General features: G+C 73.4%; 4 protein-coding genes. All 4 read right to left on the bottom strand.

The window, feature by feature from the left end:
- Window position 1: 1 nt before the first annotated feature.
- The 4 genes from HNR10_RS28185 to HNR10_RS28170 are packed head-to-tail and all read right to left on the bottom strand — an operon-like array spanning window position 2 to window position 19,522.
- Window positions 2-4,723 (bottom strand): non-ribosomal peptide synthetase, encoded by a 4,722-nt coding sequence (locus tag HNR10_RS28185; RefSeq protein WP_179828757.1) that lies wholly within the window; start codon window positions 4,721-4,723, stop codon window positions 2-4.
- Entirely contained in the window at window positions 4,720-7,788 is a 3,069-nt protein-coding gene (locus tag HNR10_RS28180) for a type I polyketide synthase (protein ID WP_179828755.1), read from the bottom strand. Before HNR10_RS28180 ends, HNR10_RS28185 begins: the two co-directional genes overlap by 4 nt.
- Window positions 7,785-17,735 carry a non-ribosomal peptide synthetase gene (locus HNR10_RS28175; protein WP_179828753.1) on the bottom strand — a complete coding sequence of 3,317 codons (9,951 nt, stop codon included), beginning with the start codon at window positions 17,733-17,735 and terminating at the stop codon, window positions 7,785-7,787. Before HNR10_RS28175 ends, HNR10_RS28180 begins: the two co-directional genes overlap by 4 nt.
- On the bottom strand, window positions 17,735-19,522 hold the full coding sequence (locus HNR10_RS28170) for a fatty acyl-AMP ligase (protein WP_179828751.1): 1,788 nt from the start codon (window positions 19,520-19,522) through the stop codon (window positions 17,735-17,737). The genes HNR10_RS28175 and HNR10_RS28170 overlap by 1 nt, the downstream gene beginning before the upstream one ends.
- Window positions 19,523-19,541 lie beyond the last annotated feature (19 nt).

Genomic DNA, 19,541 nt, shown 5'->3' with positions numbered 1-19,541 from the left:
TTCAGTTCTCCAATCGGTAGTGGTCCGCGAGGGCGGTGAGCCGTGCGCGGACATCGCCGAACAGGGCGTCGGCCGCCGGCCCGGGGTGGGCGGCCGGATCGTGCAGCACCGCCACGTCGAGCCCGTCGGCGCCAGGGCCCGCCAGCAGGGAGAGGCCGAAGTCGCTCCACGGCTCCCGCGCGGGGTGCGCGGTCACGGCCACGCCCGGGATCGTGGGGAGCGCCCCGACGGGGTCGGCGAGGTCGAAGAACACCGGGAACACCGGTCCGCCGTGCCCGGCCGCCTCCTGGAGCGAGCGCTCCAGTGCTCCGAACGGCAGCGTGTGCCGGCGCCCGTAGGCGTGGACCGCGGCGGCGTGGGTCCGGCGCACGCGTTCTCCGAGCGGCTCCCGCCGGAGCGGAGCGGTCCACACGGGAGCCAGGTCGACGAACCGGCCCACGACGTCGTGCGTCCAGGGGTGGTCGCGTCCGGCGACAGGGACGCAGATCGGGACGGGTCGGCCGAAGCGGTGCTCGCAGGCCGCGCTCCACACCGACAGCAGCAGGGTGCGGCGTGTGCACCGCAGCGCCGCGGCCGCCGCGTCGAGCGCGCGGGTGCGCGGTCCTCCCAGCGACCACCGGAGTTCGGAGCGCGCGCCGCTCCCGGCGGCCGGCGCCCGGGTGAGCGCGTCCAGGTCGGGTGCGGTCTCCTTCCAGGCGCGCACGGCGTCCGCGACGTCCCCGGAGGTGAGCCGTGCGCGTTCCCAGAGGGCGTAGTCGGGGTGGCCGATCCGGGGCGCGGGCGGACCGGCCTCCTGTCCGCCCGTCTGGATCCGGTAGGCGTGGGCGAGGTCGTGCGCGACGATGTCGGCCGAGCGGCCGTCCACCGCGATCCGGTGCAGTTTGAGGTGGAGCACGTGCTCGTCCGGGGCGGTGCGCAGCAGGGTCGGCGCGACGAGTGCGCCCGCCTCGAGGTCCAGGGCGCTCTGGCGGTCCAGCCGGTCCAGTACGGCCGACAGCGCGCCTCCGTCCCGCCCGGACAGGTCGGTGCGGGCCAGGGGCACCTCGAAGGGCGGCCGGACCGTCTGGGTGGGCGGGCCGCCGGAGCGATCGGGGGCGGTGACGGCCACGCGCAGGGCCTCGTGCCGCGCCACGACCGCGGACAGGGCGCGGGCGAGCGCGTCGGCGTCGATCGGACCGGTGAGCCGGACGGAGGAGGCGACTTCGAGTTCCCCCGGTCCGGCACCGGCCTCGGCGCGGCCGAGGACCCGTTCCTGGGCGTGGGAGAGCGGGGCGCGGTCCGCTCCGGTACGGACCAGGGCGGGGCCGGAGGCCTGCGTCGGGGGCTCTGCCGGGGCTCCTGTGGAGTCCTCTGCCGGGGCCCCGGTCGAGGACTCCGTCGAGGACTCCCGCGGTGCGCCCTGCTCGGGCAGGAGCGCGGCGAGGCCGGCGAGGGTGGGGTCCACGAAGAAGTCGTGCAGGTTCAGTTCGGCGGCGAACCGCTCCCGTACCGACGCCACCAGCCGCGTCGCCAGGACGGAGTCGCCTCCGCACTGGAAGAAGTCCTCGTCCGGGGCGGCGGGTTCCCGGCCCAGGACGCGCAGCCAGATCCGGGCGACCTCCTCCTCGGCCGAACCCGGCGCGGCCCGCCACTCCGGGCCGGTGCGGGCCGTGCGCCCCGGTTCGGGGAGCCGGTCCTCGGCCAGCTTGCCGGTCACCTCGCGCGGGATGCCGGGGACCGGTTCGAGGTGGGCGGGCATGTAGGCGGGCGGCAGCCGGCGGAGCAGGTGCGCGCGCAGGGCGGACCGGTCGAAGTCGGCTCCCCCGGCGGTGACGGCGTAGGCGACCAGCGCGGTTCTCCCCTGGACGCGGCGCGGGACGACCGCGGCGTCGGCGACGTCGGGGTGGGCGCGCAGGGCCGCCTCCACCTCGGCCGGTTCGATCCGGACCCCGTTGAGTTTCACCTGCTGGTCGATCCGACCGACGAACTCCAGGTCCCCGTCGTGCCGGTGGCGGACCAGGTCGCCGCTGCGGTACATGCGCGTGCCCGGCGGGCCGAAGGGATCGGGGCGGAACCGGTCGGCGGTCTGCGCGGGCGATCCGACGTAGCCGTAGGCCAGTCCGGTGCCGCCGATCCACAGTTCGCCGGGCACCCGCGCGGGCACCGGACGCAGGCGCGCGTCGAGCACGTAGCCGCGCTTGTTGCCGATGAGCCGGCCGATGGGCACCTCGCGCCGTGCCGCGCCGGGCCGGACGGGGTGGGAGGTGGTGTCGATGGTCGCCTCGGTGGGCCCGTACTGGTTGCGCAGGGTGGCACCGGTCCGGTGGTGGAAGCGGTCGGCGAGGTCGCGGGGCAGGCGCTCGCCGCCGCAGAAGGCGTGGGTGAGCGAGTCCAGGTCCCCCGGACCCGCGGCGTCCAGGACGCGGGCCAGCGTGGAGGGGACGAAGTCGGCGATGGTGACCCGGTGGTCGCGGATGAGCGCGGCGACGCGCTCGGGGTCGCCGAGTTCGTCCTCGGTGGCGAGCACGACCTCCGCCCCGGTGGCCAGGGGACCGAACAGCTGCCACACCGAGGGGTCGAAGGAGCAGGAGACGGTGTGCAGCAGCCGGTCACCGGGTCCGATGCCGGTCACCGCCCGGCGCCAGTCGAGGTCGTTGGCCACGCCCTCGTGGGCGACCAGGACCCCCTTGGGCGTGCCGGTGGACCCTGAGGTGTACATGGCGTACACCAGGTCGGCCGGGCCGACGCGGGCGGGCGGCGGGGCCTGGCCGGTGTCCGGCGGCACCGCCCAGTCCGCGGGGCCGAGGACGCGCGCCCCGGGCGCCTCCGGCCGGGAGCGGGGGTCGTGTCCGTGCAGCAGGTGGCGCGCGCCCGCGTCGGTCAGCGCGTGCCTGCGCCGCTCGTCCGGGTAGGCGGGGTCGAGCGGCAGGTAGGCGGCTCCGGCCATCAGCACGCCGAGCAGCGCCACCGCCAGGGCGGGGGTGCGCTCGACGCTGACGCCGACGATGTCGCCGCGGCCGACACCGGCCCTGCCGAGGGCCCGTGCGCAGCCCAGGGCCGCACGGTGCAGCTGCCCGTAGGTGAGGTGTTCGTCGCCGCACCGGACGGCCGGGGCGTCCGGGGCGAGCCGGGCCCGGTGGGCGAACGCCTCGTGGACCACGCGGGGCAGCACGGCGGGCGCGGCGGTGCCGTTCCAGTCCCGCAGCAGGGCGGCGCGGTCGGTGCCGGTGAGCAGGTCGACGGTGTCCACGGGCTCGTCGGGGACGCGGGCCAGGGTGCGGACCAGGGCGACGAAGTGGCGCAGCATCTGCGCGGCGGTGGCCCGGTCCAGGACCCGGCTGTCGTGGTCGGCGGTGACGTGGAGCGCCCGCCCGTCGGGTACCGCTGAGAGCGTGAGCGTGCACTGGGCGGTGCCGGGGCCGAGTTCGAGCGGTTCGATGGCCACCCCGGCGACCTCGGCCGTCCCGGCCGCGGGCGCGTCCTGGAGGGCGAACAGCACGTCGTAGGCGGCGGCTCCGAACCGTTCCGCCGGCACCTGCGCGTGGTCGAACGCGGTGGCCGCGGACCCGCGGACACGGGACGCGAGTTCGCGGAAGGTCGGGCGGCCGGACAGGTCCGCCCGCAGCGGTACGGCCGTGAACAGCGGTCCCACCACCCGCAGCAGGTCCGGGCGGTCGCGGCCGTTGAAGGGCACGCCGATGAGGTGGTCGGTGGACCCGCTGTAGCGGTGGAGCAGGGTCTGGAGCACCGCGGTCAGTCCGGCGAACAGCGGGACGCGGTCCTGTCGGCACAGGTCGCGCATGGCGTCGACGTCCTCGGCGGGCACGATCGCGGTGACCCTGCCCGGGACGCGGGGGGCGCCGGGAACGCGCGGGCGGTCCAACGGCAGGTCCAGCGGCGGTGCTCCGTCCAGGACCTGGCGCCAGTACTCGGCGGACTCGGCGCCGTCGCGGCGGGCGCGCTGGTCGCGGGCCACGCCGGCGATCTGCGGGGCGGGCGGGAGCGCCGGGGCCGCCGCGCCCTCGACGTGTGCCGCGTACAGGGCCGCGAGCTCCTCCAGCAGGACCGTGTTGGACCGGGCGTCGGTCGCGACGTGGTGCAGGGTGAGCATCAGCACGTGGTGGTCGGTGCCCAGGCGTGCCAGCAGGGCGCGCACGGGCGGCGCGGTCTCCAGGTCGAAGGGGTGGGCGGCCTCCCGCACGGCGAGCCGCTCCAGCCGGCGGTCGGCTGCGGTGGTGTCCCGCGCCGCCCCGCCGGGGGTATCGCTCTGCGCCCCGTCGGGGGTGTCCCGCACCGCATCGCCAGGGGTGTCCCGCGCCGCCCCGTCCGAGGACGGGGAACCGGGCCGGAGGTCGGCCTCACGCAGGGGGAGCCGGACACCGGGCACCACGATCTGACGCGGCTCGCCGTCGATCTCGGTGAAGCGCGAGCGGAGCACGTCGTGCCGGGCGACGAGCGCGTCGCAGGCCCGTCGCAGGGCGGGCGTGTCGAGGGGCCCGCGCAGCCGTACGGCCGCGAACACGTTGCTCGCCGCGTCCTGTGGGTAGCGGCGCTGGCGGAGCCAGAAGCCCTCCTGGGTGAAGGACAGCGGCGCCTCTCCGGGGGCCGGGGCGTCCCCGCCCGGTGCCGGGGCCGGGGCGGCTCCGGTCGCGGCTGACGCGCCGCGCAGCCGCCTGGCCAGTGCCTCCCGGGCGGCGGGCGGCAGGGCCGCCCGGCGCTCCGCGAGCCGGTCGCGATCGGTCATCGGGTCACCTCCGTCGCGTGGGTGTGGTCGGTGCGCGTGCCGTCCGCGCGCTGCCCGTCGTCGTCCTCGGCCTGCTGCTCCAGCGCGCCCACCAGGGCTTCCTCGATCAGGAGCGCCAGTTCGCCGACGGTGGGGCTCTCGTAGACGGCCGCCTTCGGCAGTGGCACCCCGAACAGGGCGGAGAGTTCGTCCAGGACGTGCAGGCCGATCAGCGACGTGCCGCCCAGGTCGAAGAAGGACTCGTCCGGACCCGTGACGGCGGTCCCGAGCAGGCGCTCCCAGACCTGGGCGATGAGCCGTTCGGTCTCGTTGAGCCCGGACTCCGTCGCGGTCCCCTCCTCCGCCCGCTGCGCGGGGGCGTCGGGGGTCGCGGGGTCCCGCGTCGGCGGCTCCGCGTCCGGCCCGGTGAGGGGCGCGGGTTCGACCGCGTACCGGCGCCGCTCGAAGGGGTAGGTCGGCAGCGGTACCCGGCGGCGCCGTCGACCGCCGTGCAGGCCCGACCAGCGCACGGGCGCCCCGCGCACCCAGAGCCGGGCCAGCGAGGTGAGGGCGAACCGCAGTTCGTCGGCCTCTCGGCCGGGGCCCGGCAGCGAGCACACGGTCTCGGTGGGAGTCCCCTCCCGGCCGAGGTCGGCGACCATGCCGCGCAGTGTCGCCCCCGGTCCCGTCTCCACCGCCAGGTAGGGGCCCGAGGCGGCCAGGTGGTCCACCCCGTCGGCGAAGCGCACCGGCGCCCGGAGCTGTCGGCCCCAGTAGGCGGGGTCGGTCGCCTCGTCGGCGGTCAGCGGCCGGCCGGTGACGTTGGACAGGACCGTCAGCTGCGGTTTGGCCAGGGGGAGGTCGGCCGCGACCCGGGTGACCGCCTCGACCGCGGGCTCCATGGCGGCGGAGTGGAAGGCGCGCCGGGTCCTCAGCCTGGTGTACCGGGCCTCGCGGCGGTCCAGTTCGGCTTCGAGGGCGGCGATCCCGGGTTCGGGGCCGGAGACGACGGTCTGGAACCGGGTGTTGACGGCCGCGATCTCCACCTGCGGCGGGAGCGCGTCGGACAGCGCGCTCTCGGGCAGGGCGACGGCGGTCATCGCCCCGGACCTGCAGGCCAGCATCGCCGCACCGCGCGCCACCACCAGACGGGCGCCGTCCTCGCGCGACATCACCCCGGCGACGCAGGCGGCGGTCAGCTCGCCGAGGCTGTGCCCCAGCAGGAGGTGCGGTTCGATCCCCCATGCCGTCCACAGCCGGGCCAGCGCGTATCCGACCGCGAACAGCGCGGGCTGGGTGACGTCCGTCCGGTCCAGGTCCGGAACCGGCCGCCCGGTGTCGTGCGTGCCGGGCAGGCCGAGCGCGGCGCGCGGGTCCGGGCCGCCCGCCTCGCGCACGGCGTCCGCGCACAGGTCGAGTTCGTCGCGGAAGAGGGGTTCGGCCGCGTACAGGGAGGCCGCCATCCCCGGGTACTGCGACCCCTGCCCGGGGAAGAGGTAGGCCACCGGCAGCGGAGCACCCGCACGCCCCAGCACAGGCCGGTGCACACGCCCCCCACCGGTGCCGCCCGCGTGCGTTCCAGTTTCCGCGTGCGCCCCGGTCTTCGCCCGCGTCCCGGCTGCGAGCACCATCGCCCCCCGGTACTCGAACTCCTCCCTGCCGGTCTGCAGGGTGTGCGCGGCGTCGGCGACGTCCTCCGAGTGGGCGAGGGCCCGTCCGATGTCGGCGAGGGCCTGGTCGCGGGCCCCGGGCGTGCGTGCGCTGACCGGAACCAGCTGCCAGGCGTGCCCGGGATCGGGACGGGACACGGGCGGGGCCTGTTCGAGGACGACGTGTGCGTTGGTCCCGCCGATACCGAAGGAGCTCACACCCGCCCTGCGCGCGCCCGACTCGGGTCGCCAGGGGATGGGCTCGGTGTTGATGTGGAACGGGGTGGACTCCAGCCGGAGCTCCGGGTTGGGCCGTTCGAAGTGCAGCGTGGGCGGGATGACCCCCTCCCGCACCGCGAGCACCGCCTTGATCAGCGAGACCACTCCGGCGGCGGCGTCGAGGTGGCCGATGTTCGTCTTGACCGACCCCAGGGCACAGCTCTCCCGGCCGCCCGCGGGCCCGAACGCCTCGGCGAGCGCGGCCACCTCGATCGGATCGCCGAGCCGGGTACCCGTCCCGTGCGCCTCCACGAACCCGATGGTGGCCGGATCCACCCCGGCGACGGCGTGCGCGGCGCGGATGACCGCGACCTGTCCCGCGACCCCGGGCGCGGTGTACCCGGCCTTGACCGCGCCGTCGTTGTTGACGGCCGAGCCTCGGATGACCGCGTGCACGCGATCGCCGTCGCGCAGGGCGTCGTCCAGTCGGCGCAGGACCACGGCCCCCACCCCGTCCCCGCTGACCATCCCGTTCGCGGAGGCGTCGAAGGCGCGGCAGCGCCCGGCCGGCGAGACCATGCCGTCCGGGCGGTCGGCGCGTCGGTCCAGGCCGGACTCGCCGCGCACCGCGACACCGCCGGCCAGGGCCATGTCGCACTCGCCCGCCAGCAGCGCCTGGCCCGCCATGTGCACGGCCACCAGGGAGGTGGAGCACGCCGACTGCACGACGACGGCCGGTCCGCGCAGGTCGAGCCGGTGGGCGATCCGGGTCGCCAGGTAGTCCTTGTCGCAGCCGATGAGCAGTTGCGAGTCGTCCAGGACGTCCCGGTGACGGGGGCTGGCGAGCACGTCCAGCAGGTAGGTGCTCATGGACGAGCCCGCGAACAGGCCGGTCACCGGCCTGTTCGCGGCCGCGCCGTGGCCCGCCTGCTCCAGGGCCTGCCAGGCCGTCTCCAGGAACAGCCGGTGCTGGGGGTCGGTGCGTTCGGCCTCCATCGGGCTGACCCCGAAGAAGGACGCGTCGAACAGGTCGTGCCCGGTCAGGACGCCCTTGGCCCGAGTGCGCGTGCCCTCCCCGTCCACGGGGGTCACCGCGTCGTGCCCGTGCAGGAGGTGGTCCCACAGTGCGTCCGTGTCGGGGGCCTGCGGGAAGCGGCCGGCCATCCCGATGACCGCGATCGCGTCCGGGGGGCCGTCGTGTGCGTCATCGATGGTCATGCCTGTCCTCCGTGGGTGTCCTCGCGCAGGCGCCTGCGGCGGTCCGCCTGGCGGCGCCGGCCGGCGCGGCGCGCGCGTTCGGTGGCGGGAGAGGGGTCGAGGGCCTGCTGTGCGTCGCCGGGTGGTGAGTCCTCGATGAGGGCGGCCAGTGTGCGGACGGTGGGGCAGCGGAAGAGGTCGACCACACCGAGACCGCCGTGCAGCGGGAGCAGCAGCTCGCGGGCCCGCACCAGCAGGAGCGAGTTGCCGCCGAGGTCGAAGAAGTTGTCGTCGCGTCCGATGCCCGGGGCGTCGAGCAGGTCGGCCCACAGGTCCGCGATCCGCTGTTCGGTGGGGGTGGCGGGCGCGTGGAAGGCGGTCGGGGCGGGCCGGGCGGGAGCGGGTAGGCGGGCGGTGTCGACCTTGCCGTTGGGCGTGCGCGGGAGCTCGCGCAGCGGGACGAGGTGGGCCGGGTGCATCCACGGCGGCAGGTGGAGCCGGAGGTGGTCGCGGACGTCGGCGGCGGGGAAGGTGTCGGGATCGTCGCAGACGAGGTAGCCGACGAGGCGGGTCTCGTCGCCGGTGGCGCGGGCGACGGTGACCGCGTCGGTGACCTGCGGGTGCCGGGTCAGGGTGTGGGTGACCTCGTCCAGTTCGATGCGGTAGCCGCGTACCTTGACCTGGTGGTCGGCCCGGCCCAGGTAGTCGACGCCATGGTCGGCCCGGTGCCGCGTCACATCGCCGGTCCGGTACATCCGCGACCCGGGCGGCCCGAACGGGTCCGGCGCGAACCGCTCCGCCGTCAACCCCGGCCGGTTCAGATACCCCCGAGCGATGCCATGGCCCGCCAGAGACAGCTCACCCGCCACACCCGGAGGAACCGGTACACCACGACCGTCCAACGTGTACACCCGTGCCCCGGGAATCGGCACACCGATCGGCACGCTCCGGGCTTCGGCGTCGGGCCGGCAGCGGGTGAAGGTGCTCCAGACCGTGGCTTCCGTGGGGCCGTACTCGTTGAACAGCTCCACGTCCGGCGACACGTCGTGGTGGCGCAGGACCAGGGCGGGCGGGAGTGGTTCGCCCGCGAGGATCACGGTGTCGAGGGCAGGGGGGTCGTCGGCGGTCTTGTCCAGCAGCAGCCGGTACAGCGCGGGCAGGCAGACGAGGTGGCTGATGTCGGCGGCGCGGAGCAGGCCGGTGAGGTGGTCGAGGTCGAGCCCGCGCCCGTGGTCGGGCAGGTACAGGGCGGCCCCCGTGCACAGGCTCCAGAAGATCGAGGCGACGGAGGTGTCGAAGGCCACCGAGGACACGAGCAGGAATCCGCGGGGCCGGCGGTCGTAGGCGCGTTCACGCGCGGCCGTGGACGCGGCCAGGTTGGCGTGGGTGACGGCGACGCCCTTGGGCGCACCTGTGGACCCCGACGTGTAGATGACGTAGGCCAGGTTCTGCGGGTGCACGGTCGCCGACCGGTGCTCGGGGGTGGCCGGTACCTCCCGCGCGTCGTCCAGGAGGGCGGTGGGGATTCCGGTGTCGGGGAGTGCGTCGACCAGGGCGCTCTCGGTCAGCACCAGCACCGGCGCGGCGTCGGCGAGGATCTGCCGCAGCCGCTCGGTGGGGTGGTCCGGGTCCAGCGGCACGTAGGCACCGCCCGACCGGAGCACGGCCACGATCCCGACCACCAGGTCGACCCCCCGACGGGCGCACAGCCCCACCAGCCGGTCCGGGCCGACACCACGAGAACGCAGGTGCGCCGCCAACCGGTCCGCGCGGGTATTCAGATCCCCGTACGTCAGCCGGCCGTCCCCGGCCACCACCGCCACCGCGTCCGGATCGGCCGCGGCCTGCCGGGCGATCCGCTCGTGGACGGGCTCCGTCGAGGCGAGGGACCGGGCGCCCTCCGTCTCGGGGTTCCAGGCCGCCAAGAGCGCGTCACGCTGGTCCTCGGTCATGAGCGGAACGCGGCTCACCGGCTGTTCGGGGTTGGCGAGCAGACCGGAGAGCAGGGTCTCGTAGAACCCGGCGAAGCGCGCCACCGTGGAGGCCTCCAACAGGTCCCGGTCGTACTCCCACCGCACCCGCAGACCGGCCCCGCCCGTCCGCTCCACCGTCACGGTCAGATCGAACGTCGCGGTCCCCGTGTCGATGTCGGAGAGGGAGACCCGCACGCCGGGCAGTCCGTTTCCGGCCACGGGGGCGTCGCGGAAGGTGAACATGACCTGGAAGAGCGGGTTGCGGGCGAGGTCGCGCTGCGGGTGCAGGGCCTCGACCAGCGCCTCGAAGGGCACGTCCTGGTGCTGGTGCGCGGACAGGACCGTTTCCCGCGTGCGCTCCACGAGCTCATCGAAACCGGGATCGTCGGACAGGTCCGTGCGCACGGCGAGCGTGTTGACGAAGAACCCGATCAGCCCCTGCGTCTCCGGACGGGACCGGTTCGCGACCGGGGTACCAACCACGACGTCGCCCTGGCCGGACAACCGACCCAGCAGAGCGGCGAAGGCGGCCTCCAGGGTCATGAACGGCGTGGCCCCGTGGTCGCGGCTGAACCGGTCGACGGCATCCGTGACCTGTACAGGCAGGGAGTGAACGTGGACCGCGCCCCGGTGCTCCGACACCGGCGGACGGGGGTGATCCGTCGGCAGCTCCAACGTGGGCGGCAGGTCGGCCAACCGCTCCCGCCAGAACTCCACCTGGGCACCGAACCGCGGACCCTCGGCCCACGCCCGCTGCCACAACGCGAAGTCCGCGTACTGGATGGGCAGGTCGGCGGGCTCGGTCCCCTCCTCCCCCACCTGGTGTCGGTAGAGCTGGGCCAGTTCATCGATCATGACGTTGAGCGACCAGCCGTCACTGATGATGTGGTGCATCACCACCACCAGCTCATGGCGGTCGGTTCCTGTCCGTACCAGGTGCGTCCGCAGCAGCGGTCCTTCCACCAAGTCGAACGGCACCGCCAGCTCCCCCTCGACCACCTCGGCCAGGGCGGCCGCGTCGGCCGTTTCGGCGCCGGTCACCGCAGCCAGGGCCCTCTCCCCAACGGCCCCGTCAAGGTCGGTGAACCGCAGGTCCACATCCCGCGGCTCGTGCACCCGCTGGAACGGCACACCCCCCTCACTCGGAAAAGTGGTCCGCAGACTCTCGTGCCGCACCACCAGAGCGTCCAACGCCCGCCCCAGCGCGGCACGGTCCAACGCACCCTCCAACCGCGCCGAACCCGCGATCACATACGCCCGACCCGGCGACAACTGCTCCAGAAACCACAACCGCCGCTGCGCGAAGGAGAGGGGGACCTGGTCGGGTCGTCCGCCGGCCGTGATGCCGGCGAGGTCGTCCGCCCCGTCGAGTCGGTCGATCGCCTCGGCGAGTTCGGCGACGGTGGGGTGCTCGAAGACGGCGCGGAGCGGCAGGTCCACACCGAACTCGGCTCGCGCCCGCGCCAGCACCTGCGTGGCCATCAGCGAGTGGCCGCCCAGCGCGAAGAAGTCGTCGTCGCGCCCGAGGCCGTCGGAGTCGAGCAGCGTCCGCCAGATCCGGACCAACCGCTCCTCGGTCGGTGTCGTCGGTCCCTCGGTCGGCCGTATCGGCTCGGAGGCCGGCGCGGGAAGCCGGTCGCGATCGATCTTGCCGTTCGGTGTGAGCGGGAGTTCGGTGAGGGCGACGACGTGGTCCGGATGCATCCACGTGGGCAGAGCCCGCCGCAGATGAGCGACCAGATCCGGTGGCACCTGACCGTCCGCGCAGACGACGTACCCCACCAGTGCGTGTTCCTCGTCGCCGGTGGCGCGGGCGACGGTGACGGCGTCGGTGACCTGCGGGTGCCGGGTCAGGGTGTGGGTGACCTCGTCCAGTTCGATGCGGTAGCCGCGTACCTTGACCTGGTGGTCGGCCCGGCCCAGGTAGTCGACGCCATGGTCGGCCCGGTGCCGCGTCACATCGCCGGTCCGGTACATCCGCGACCCGGGCGGCCCGAACGGGTCCGGCACGAACCGCTCCGCCGTCAACCCCGGCCGGTTCACATAGCCCCGAGCGATGCCATGGCCCGCCAGAGACAGCTCACCCGCCACACCCGGAGGAACCGGTACACCACGACCGTCCAACGTGTACACCCGACCACCCGGCACAGGCATGCCGATCGGAATCTGTGACTCGCCCTCGACCAGGTCATGGGAGGTCGCGTACACCGTGGCCTCGGTCGGCCCGTACCCGTTGATCACCCGCGTTCCGGACAACGTCCGCAGCCGCTCGACCAGAGAAGGCGGAAACGCCTCGCCGCCGAGGAGCAAGGTGTCGAGTCCGGACAGGTGGTCCAAGTCCTCGGCCAGCAGTCGGTTCGCGAACGACGGGGTCGTCTGCACGTGCGTCACACCGTGAATCCGCACGGCCTCCCCGACCGAACCGGACTCCTCCCCCAGCACCACCACCCGACAACCCGCCGACAGCGTCCACACCAACTCCAGCACCGAGATGTCGAAAGCCGGACTCGTCACCGCCAACCACGTCTGACCCCGACCACCGCCCAACAGGACGTCCATCGCCACCGCGAACCCCGACAGGTTGCCGTGCGTGACCGCCACACCCTTGGGCACACCCGTGGACCCCGACGTGTAGATGACATAGGCCAGACTCCCGGGATGAGGTCGGGCAAGGGCCGGAACCGGTCCGGTGACCTGCGGCAGGTCGGTGTCCATGAGGACGACGGGGACTCCGGTGTCGGGGAGTGCGTCGACCAGGGGGCCCTCGGTCAGCACCAGCACCGGCGCGGCGTCGGCGAGGATCTGCCGCAGCCGCTCGGCCGGATGGGTCGGGTCCAGCGGCACATAGGCACCACCCGACCGGAGCACGGCCACGATCCCGACCACGAGGTCGATCCCCCGCCGCGCGCACAACCCCACCAACCGGTCCGGACCCACACCCCGCGAACGCAAGTGCGCCGCCAACCGGTCCGCCCGAGCGTTCAACTCCCCATACGTCAGCCGGCCGTCCCCGGCCACCACCGCCACCGCGTCCGGATCGGACACACCCCGCCGGGCGATCCGCTCATCGACCGGTTCCGCCCCCTCCTGGGGCGAAACACCCTCCGGCGCGGGGTTCCAGGCCGCCAACAGCGCGTCGCGCTGGTCCTCCGTCATCAGCATCGCCGCGCCGACCGGCTGTTCGGGGTCCGCGAGCAAGCTGGAGAGCAGGGTTTCGTAGAACCCGGCGAACCGGGCCACCGTGGAGGCCTCGAACAGGTCCCGGTCATACTCCCACCGCACCCGCAGTCCGCCCTCGGACTCCCGCTCCACCGTCACCGTCAGGTCGAACTTCGCGGTCCCCGTGTGCACCTCGGTCGTCGACAGCTCCACACCCGGAAGGCGGAACCGCGTCCGGAACTGCTCCTGGACGGCGAACATCACCTGGAAGAGCGGCGTACGCGCCAGATCGCGCTGCGGCTGAAGGTGCTCCACCAAGTGGTCGAAGGGCACGTCCTGGTGCTGGTGGGCGGACAGGACCGTCTCCCGCGTGCGCTCCACCAACGCGTCGAAACCGGGATCATCGGACAGGTCCGTACGCAAGGCGAGCGTGTTGACGAAGAACCCGATCAGCCCCTGCGTCTCCGCCCGGGACCGGTTCGCGACCGGGGTACCGACCACGACGTCACTCTGACCGGACAACCGCCACAACAGGGCAGTGAACGCGGCCTCCAGGGTCATGAACGGTGTGGCCCCGTGGTCGTGGCTGAACCGGTCGACGGCCCCGGCGAGCCGCCCGGGCAGAGGGTGAACGTGCACCGCGCCCCGGTGCTCCGACACCGGTGGACGGGGATGATCCGTCGGCAGCTCCAGCGCCGGCGGCGGATCCGCCAACCGCTCCCGCCAGAACTCCAGCTGTTCCCGATACTCCGGACCCTGGGCCCAGTCCCGCTGCCACAGCGCGAAGTCGAGGTAGTGCACGCCCGGTTCGGAGAGCGGCCCGGCGTCCCCCGTGAGTTCCCTCCGGTACAGCAGCGCGATCTCGTCCAGCATGACGTTGAGAGACCAGCCGTCGCTGATGATGTGGTGCATCACCACCACCAGCTCATGGCGGTCGGTACCCGTCCGCACGAGGTGCGTCCGCAACAGCGGCCCCTCCACCAGGTCGAACGGCACCGCCAGCTCCCCCTCGACGACCTCGGCCAGGGCGGGGCCGTGGACGCGACCGACGAGGTCGGTGAAGCGAAGTGCCGCGCCGGCGGGCTCGTGCACCCGTTGGAAGGGGACGTCCTCGAAAACCGGGAAGGTGGTCCGCAGGCTCTCGTGCCGCGCCACCAGGGCGTCCAACGCCCGCCCCAGCGCGGCACGGTCCAACGCACCCTTCAACCGCGCCGAACCCGCGATCACATACGTCCGCCCCGGCGACAACTGCTCCAGGAACCGCATCCGCTGCTGCGCGAAGGAGAGGGGCGCTCGCCCCGTGCGCCGGCGGGGAACGATCGCGGGCCCGGTCTCCCCTGCGGCCGTCTCGTCCACGAACCGCGCGAACTCCGCGATGGTGGGGTGCTCGAAGACGGCGCGGAGCGGCAGGTCCACGCCGAACTCGGCTCGCGCCCGCGCCAGCACCTGCGTGGCCATCAGCGAATGGCCGCCCAGCGCGAAGAAGTCGTCGTCGCGTCCGAGGTCGGAGACCTCCAGCAGCTCCGACCAGAGTCGCGCGAGGCGCACCTCGGTCGGCGTCGCGGGCGCGAGGTGCTCCTGGCGGGCGCGGTTCCCGCGCTCCGGGAGGGGCAGCCGGTCGCGATCGATCTTGCCGTTCGGTGTGAGCGGGAGTTCGGTGAGGGCGACGATGTGGTCCGGATGCATCCACGTGGGCAGCGCTCGCCGCAGATGGGCGAACAGGTCCGGTGGCACCTCACCGTCCGCGCAGACGACGTACCCCACCAGCCGCAGGTCCTCACCCTGGGGGACCGCGGTGGTCAGGGCGGTCTCCACCGCCGGATGGCGGCCCAGGGCGGCGGTCACGTCATCGAGTTCGATGCGGTAGCCGCGTACCTTGACCTGGTGGTCGGCCCGGCCCAGGTAGTCGACGCCATGGTCGGCCCGGTGCCGCGTCACGTCACCGGTCCGGTACATCCGCGACCCGGGCGGCCCGAACGGGTCCGGCACGAACCGCTCCGCCGTCAACCCCGGCCGGTTCACATAGCCCCGAGCGATGCCATGGCCCGCCAGAGACAGCTCACCCGCCACACCCGGAGGAACCGGTACACCACGACCGTCCAACGTGTACACCCGACCGCCCACCACAGGCATGCCGATCGGAATCTGTGACTCGCCCTCGGCCACGTCGTGGGAGGTCGCGTACACCGTGGCCTCGGTCGGCCCGTACCCGTTGATCACCCGCGTTCCGGACAACGTCCGCAGCCGCTCGACCAGCGAAGGCGGAAACGCCTCACCGCCCAACAGGAGTGTGTCCAACCCCGAGAGCGCCTGAGCGTCCTCGGCCAGCAGTCGGTTCGCGAACGACGGGGTCGTCTGCACGTGCGTCACCCCATGAATCCGCACAGCCTCCCCAACCGAACCGGACTCCTCCCCCAGCACCACCACCCGACAACCCGCCGACAGCGTCCACACCAACTCCAGCACCGAGATGTCGAAAGCCGGACTCGTCACCGCCAACCACGTCTGACCCCGACCACCGCCCAACAGGACGTCCATCGCCACCGCGAACCCCGACAGGTTGCCGTGCGTGACCCCCACACCCTTGGGCACACCCGTGGACCCCGACGTGTAGATGACATAGGCCAGACTCCCGGGATGGACGGCGACATCGCCCAGCTCCGGGGCGGAGTCGACCGGCTCCTCCAGGTCGATCACCGGCGCCACCCCGGACCACTGTTCCCGCAGGTCGCCGTGGGTGAGGATCAGCACCGGCGCCGCGTCCCGCGCGATCTGCCGCAGCCGCTCGGCCGGATGGGTCGGGTCCAGCGGCACATAGGCACCACCCGACCGGAGCACGGCCACGATCCCGACCACCAGGTCGATCCCCCGCCGCGCGCACAACCCCACCAACCGGTCCGGACCCACACCCCGCGAACGCAAGTGCGCCGCCAACCGGTCCGCCCGCGCGTTCAACTCCCCGTACGTCAGCCGGCCGTCCCCGGCCACCACCGCCACCGCGTCCGGATCGGACACACCCCGCCGGGCGATCCGCTCGGACACGGCCTCGGCCGGCGGCGGTGACTGGGCAGGTCCGGGATTCCACGCCTCCAGCAGTGCGTCACGCTGGTCGCCCGTCATGAGCGGTACGCGGCTCAGCGGCTGTTCGGGGTCGGCGAGCAGACCGGACAGCAGAGTCTCGTAGAACCCGGCGAACCGGGCCACCGTGGAGGCCTCGAACAGGTCCCGGTCGTACTCCCACCGCACCCGCGGACCGGCCCCACCCGTTCGCTCCACCGTCACGGTCAGATCGAACTTCGCCGTCCCCGTGTGCACCTCGCTCGTCGACAACTCCACACCGGGCAGGGGATGCCGGGCGCGCGCCTCGTCCTGGACCGCGAACATGACCTGGAAGAGGGGGTTGCGGGCGAGGTCGCGCTGCGGGTGCAGGGCCTCGACCAACGCCTCGAAGGGCACGTCCTGGTGCTGGTGCGCGGACAGGACCGTCTCCCGCGTACGCTCCACCAAAGCACCGAAACCGGGATCGTCGGACAGGTCCGTACGCAGCGCCAGCGTGTTGACGAAGAACCCGATCAGCCCCTGCACCTCGGCCCGCGACCGGTTCGCGACCGGAGCGCCGACCACGATGTCGCCCTGACCGGACAACCGACCCAGCAGAGCCGCGAACGCCGCCTCCAACACCACGAACGGCGTCACCTCGCGACCCCGCGCGAACACCTCCAGCTCCCGGCCGAGCGCTTCCGGGATCTCCCGCGAGTACACCGCGCCCCGGTGCTCCGACACCGACGGACGGGGGTGATCCGTCGGCAACTCCAACGTGGGCGGCAGATCGGCCAACCGCTCCCGCCAGAACTCCACCTGCGCACCGAACCGCGGACCCTCGGCCCACTCCCGCTGCCACAACGCGAAGTCCGCGTACTGGATGGGAAGTGCGGGCAGCCCGCCGCCCTTCTGCTCAAGTTCCTCCGCGTACAGCCGGGCGATGTCGTCCAGCATGACGTTGAGCGACCAGCCGTCACTGATGATGTGGTGCATCACCACCACCAGCTCATGGCGGTCGGTTCCTGTCCGTACCAGGTGCGTCCGCAGCAGCGGTCCTTCCACCAAGTCGAACGGCACCGCCAGCTCCCCCTCGACCACCTCGGCCAGGGCGGCCGCATCGGCCGTTTCGGCGCCGGCCCCCTCGACCAGGACGGCCGGGCCGGCCACCTCGGCGCCCGCCGCGTCGGCATCGGCCACCTCGACCAGGGCACTCTCCCCAGCGCTCCGGACGAGATCAGTGAACCGCAGGACCACACCCCGGGGCTCGTGCACCCGCTGGAACGGCACACCCCCCTCACTCGGAAAAGTGGTCCGCAGACTCTCGTGCCGCACCACCAGAGCGTCCAACGCCCGACCCAGCGCACCCCGGTCCAGCACACCCTCCAACCGCGCCGAACCCGCGATCACATACGCCCGACCCGGCGACAACTGCTCCAGAAACCACAACCGCCGCTGCGCGAAGGACACGGGCAACCGTTCCGGACGCCCTCCGGACGCGCGTGGGAATCCGGCCGCGCCGGCCACTTCCGGGGCATCGTGGTCGTCCTCCGCGGACGCGAGGTCCCGCGCCACGTCCTCGATCGTCGCCCCGGCCAGCAGGTCGGCGATCGAGATGCTGTACCCGAGGTCGGCCTCGATCCGGTGCTGGAGGTTGACCGCCATCAGCGAGTCGAAACCCTGGCTGACCAGGGCGAGTCGCGGATCCGCACGACCCGGCCGCAGTCCGAGGAGTTCCTCGGCTCGGGCGAGCAGGACGGCCTCGATCTCCCCCTGGTCGGGACGGGGTCCCGGCATCAGACACGCTCCTTCGCCGTCGCGCCCGCGGACACGGCCGCCAGCTCCCCCGAGAGGAAGAGTTCCTTGCAGCGGTGCCGCTGCAGCTTGCCGTTGGCCGTCTTGGGCGCGGTCCTGGCCCTGATCGGCACCACGGTGTGCACGCTCAGCCCGTGCTCCTCCGCCACCGCGCGGCGCAGGGCGGCGGTCAGCTCCTCGATCGACTCCGGTCCCGCCCCGTCCCGGACCTCGGCGACGATCATCAGCCGGTCCTGGTCGGCGACCTCGGTGGTGAACGCCGCGACGGCGCCGGGGCGCACCATCGGGTGGCTGTGCGCGGCGGTGTCCTCGATGTCGTGCGGGTGGTGGTTGCGGCCGCGCAGGATCAGCACGTCCTTCAACCTGCTGGTGACGAACAGCCGGCCGTCGCGGACGAATCCGAGGTCGCCGGTACGCAGGTAGTCCCGGTCCGTACCGGGCGGCCGGGCGTGGAAGGAAGCCTCGTCCGCACCGTTCCAGTAGCCCATGGCCACGCTCGCGCTCGCCACGAGGATCTCGCCCACCTCCCCTGGGGCTCGGAGGGCACCCGTCGCGGGGTCGGCGACGCGTACGTCCATCTCGTCGGGGATTCCGCCGCATTCGACGAAGCGGGGCTGCTCCTCGAGGAGGGGTCGCTCCTCGCGCTCGGCCCCGTCGGGAACGGCAGGGGTGGCCGAGGCAGCCGGGACCGCCGGCGCGACAGGTGCTGCCGGGGCGGCCGGTGCCGTGTTCGGGGCGACAGGTGCCGCCATGACCACGGAGGCGGAGTCCACCGGCCCGCCGGAGACCAGCAGGGTCGCCTCGGCCAGCCCGTAGCAGGGGAAGAACGCCCGTTCCCGGAAGCCGACGGAGGTGAAGCGCTCGGCGAACCGGTCGAGGGTGCGGCGCCGGATCGGCTCGGACCCGGAGAAGGCCACCGACCAGCTGCTCAGGTCCAGGTCCTCCCGCGGCTGCGCGTCGAACCGGGTGGAGCAGAGCTCGAAGGCGAAGTCGGGGCCGCCGCTGACCGTCCCTCGGTACTCCGACACCGCTTCCAACCAGCTCATCGGGCGCTGCAGGAAGTCGAGCGGGGTCATCAGGACGCCGAGGAAACCGCTGTGGAGCGGTTGCAGGATGCCGCCGACCAGGCCCATGTCGTGGTACGGCGGCAGCCAGCTGACGCAGACCGACTCGGCCGAGATCGACATCCGCGAGGCGATGAGCGCCGAGTTGTGCATCAGGTTGCGGTGCGAGACGACCACGCCCTTGGGAGTGCCGGTCGATCCCGAGGTGTACTGCAGGAAGGCGACGTCGTCCGCGTCCGGTCGTGGACCGGGCAGGTCGGCACCGGTGTCGGGGACGTCCTCCACCGGGATGCGGTGCAGCGCGGCGAGTTCGCCCCCGGTGTCGTGCAGGGCGATCAGGTCCAGCACGAGGGCGTCCGCGATGACCGCGACCGGCTGGGCGTCCTGTGCCGTCCGGACCAGTCGGACCATGTTCCTGGCGTTGGTCGGAGGGTAGGCGGGGACGGCGATGACTCCCGCGTACAGCGCGCCGAGGAAGGCGGCGACGTAGTCCAGCCCCGGCGAGCACATGACGAGGACGCGGTCACCGGGCGCGGCCGACGCGCGCAGGGCGACGGCCATGGAGCGCGACCGGCGTTCGAGTTCGGCGTAGGTGAGGTTCGCGACCGTGCCGCCGCCGGTGAACTCGTAGGCCTTGCGGTGCGGGTGGGTCCGGGTGTGCCTGAGTAGGACGTCGATCAGTGTGGTCGGGGTGTCGGTCGCCATGGTCCTCCCTCGTTCCTTC

The organism is Nocardiopsis aegyptia (assembly GCF_013410755.1).
Lineage (GTDB): Bacteria > Actinomycetota > Actinomycetes > Streptosporangiales > Streptosporangiaceae > Nocardiopsis > Nocardiopsis aegyptia.
The sequence above is the reverse complement of the archived record's forward strand: the minus strand, read 5'-3'. Positions and strand labels throughout refer to the sequence as shown.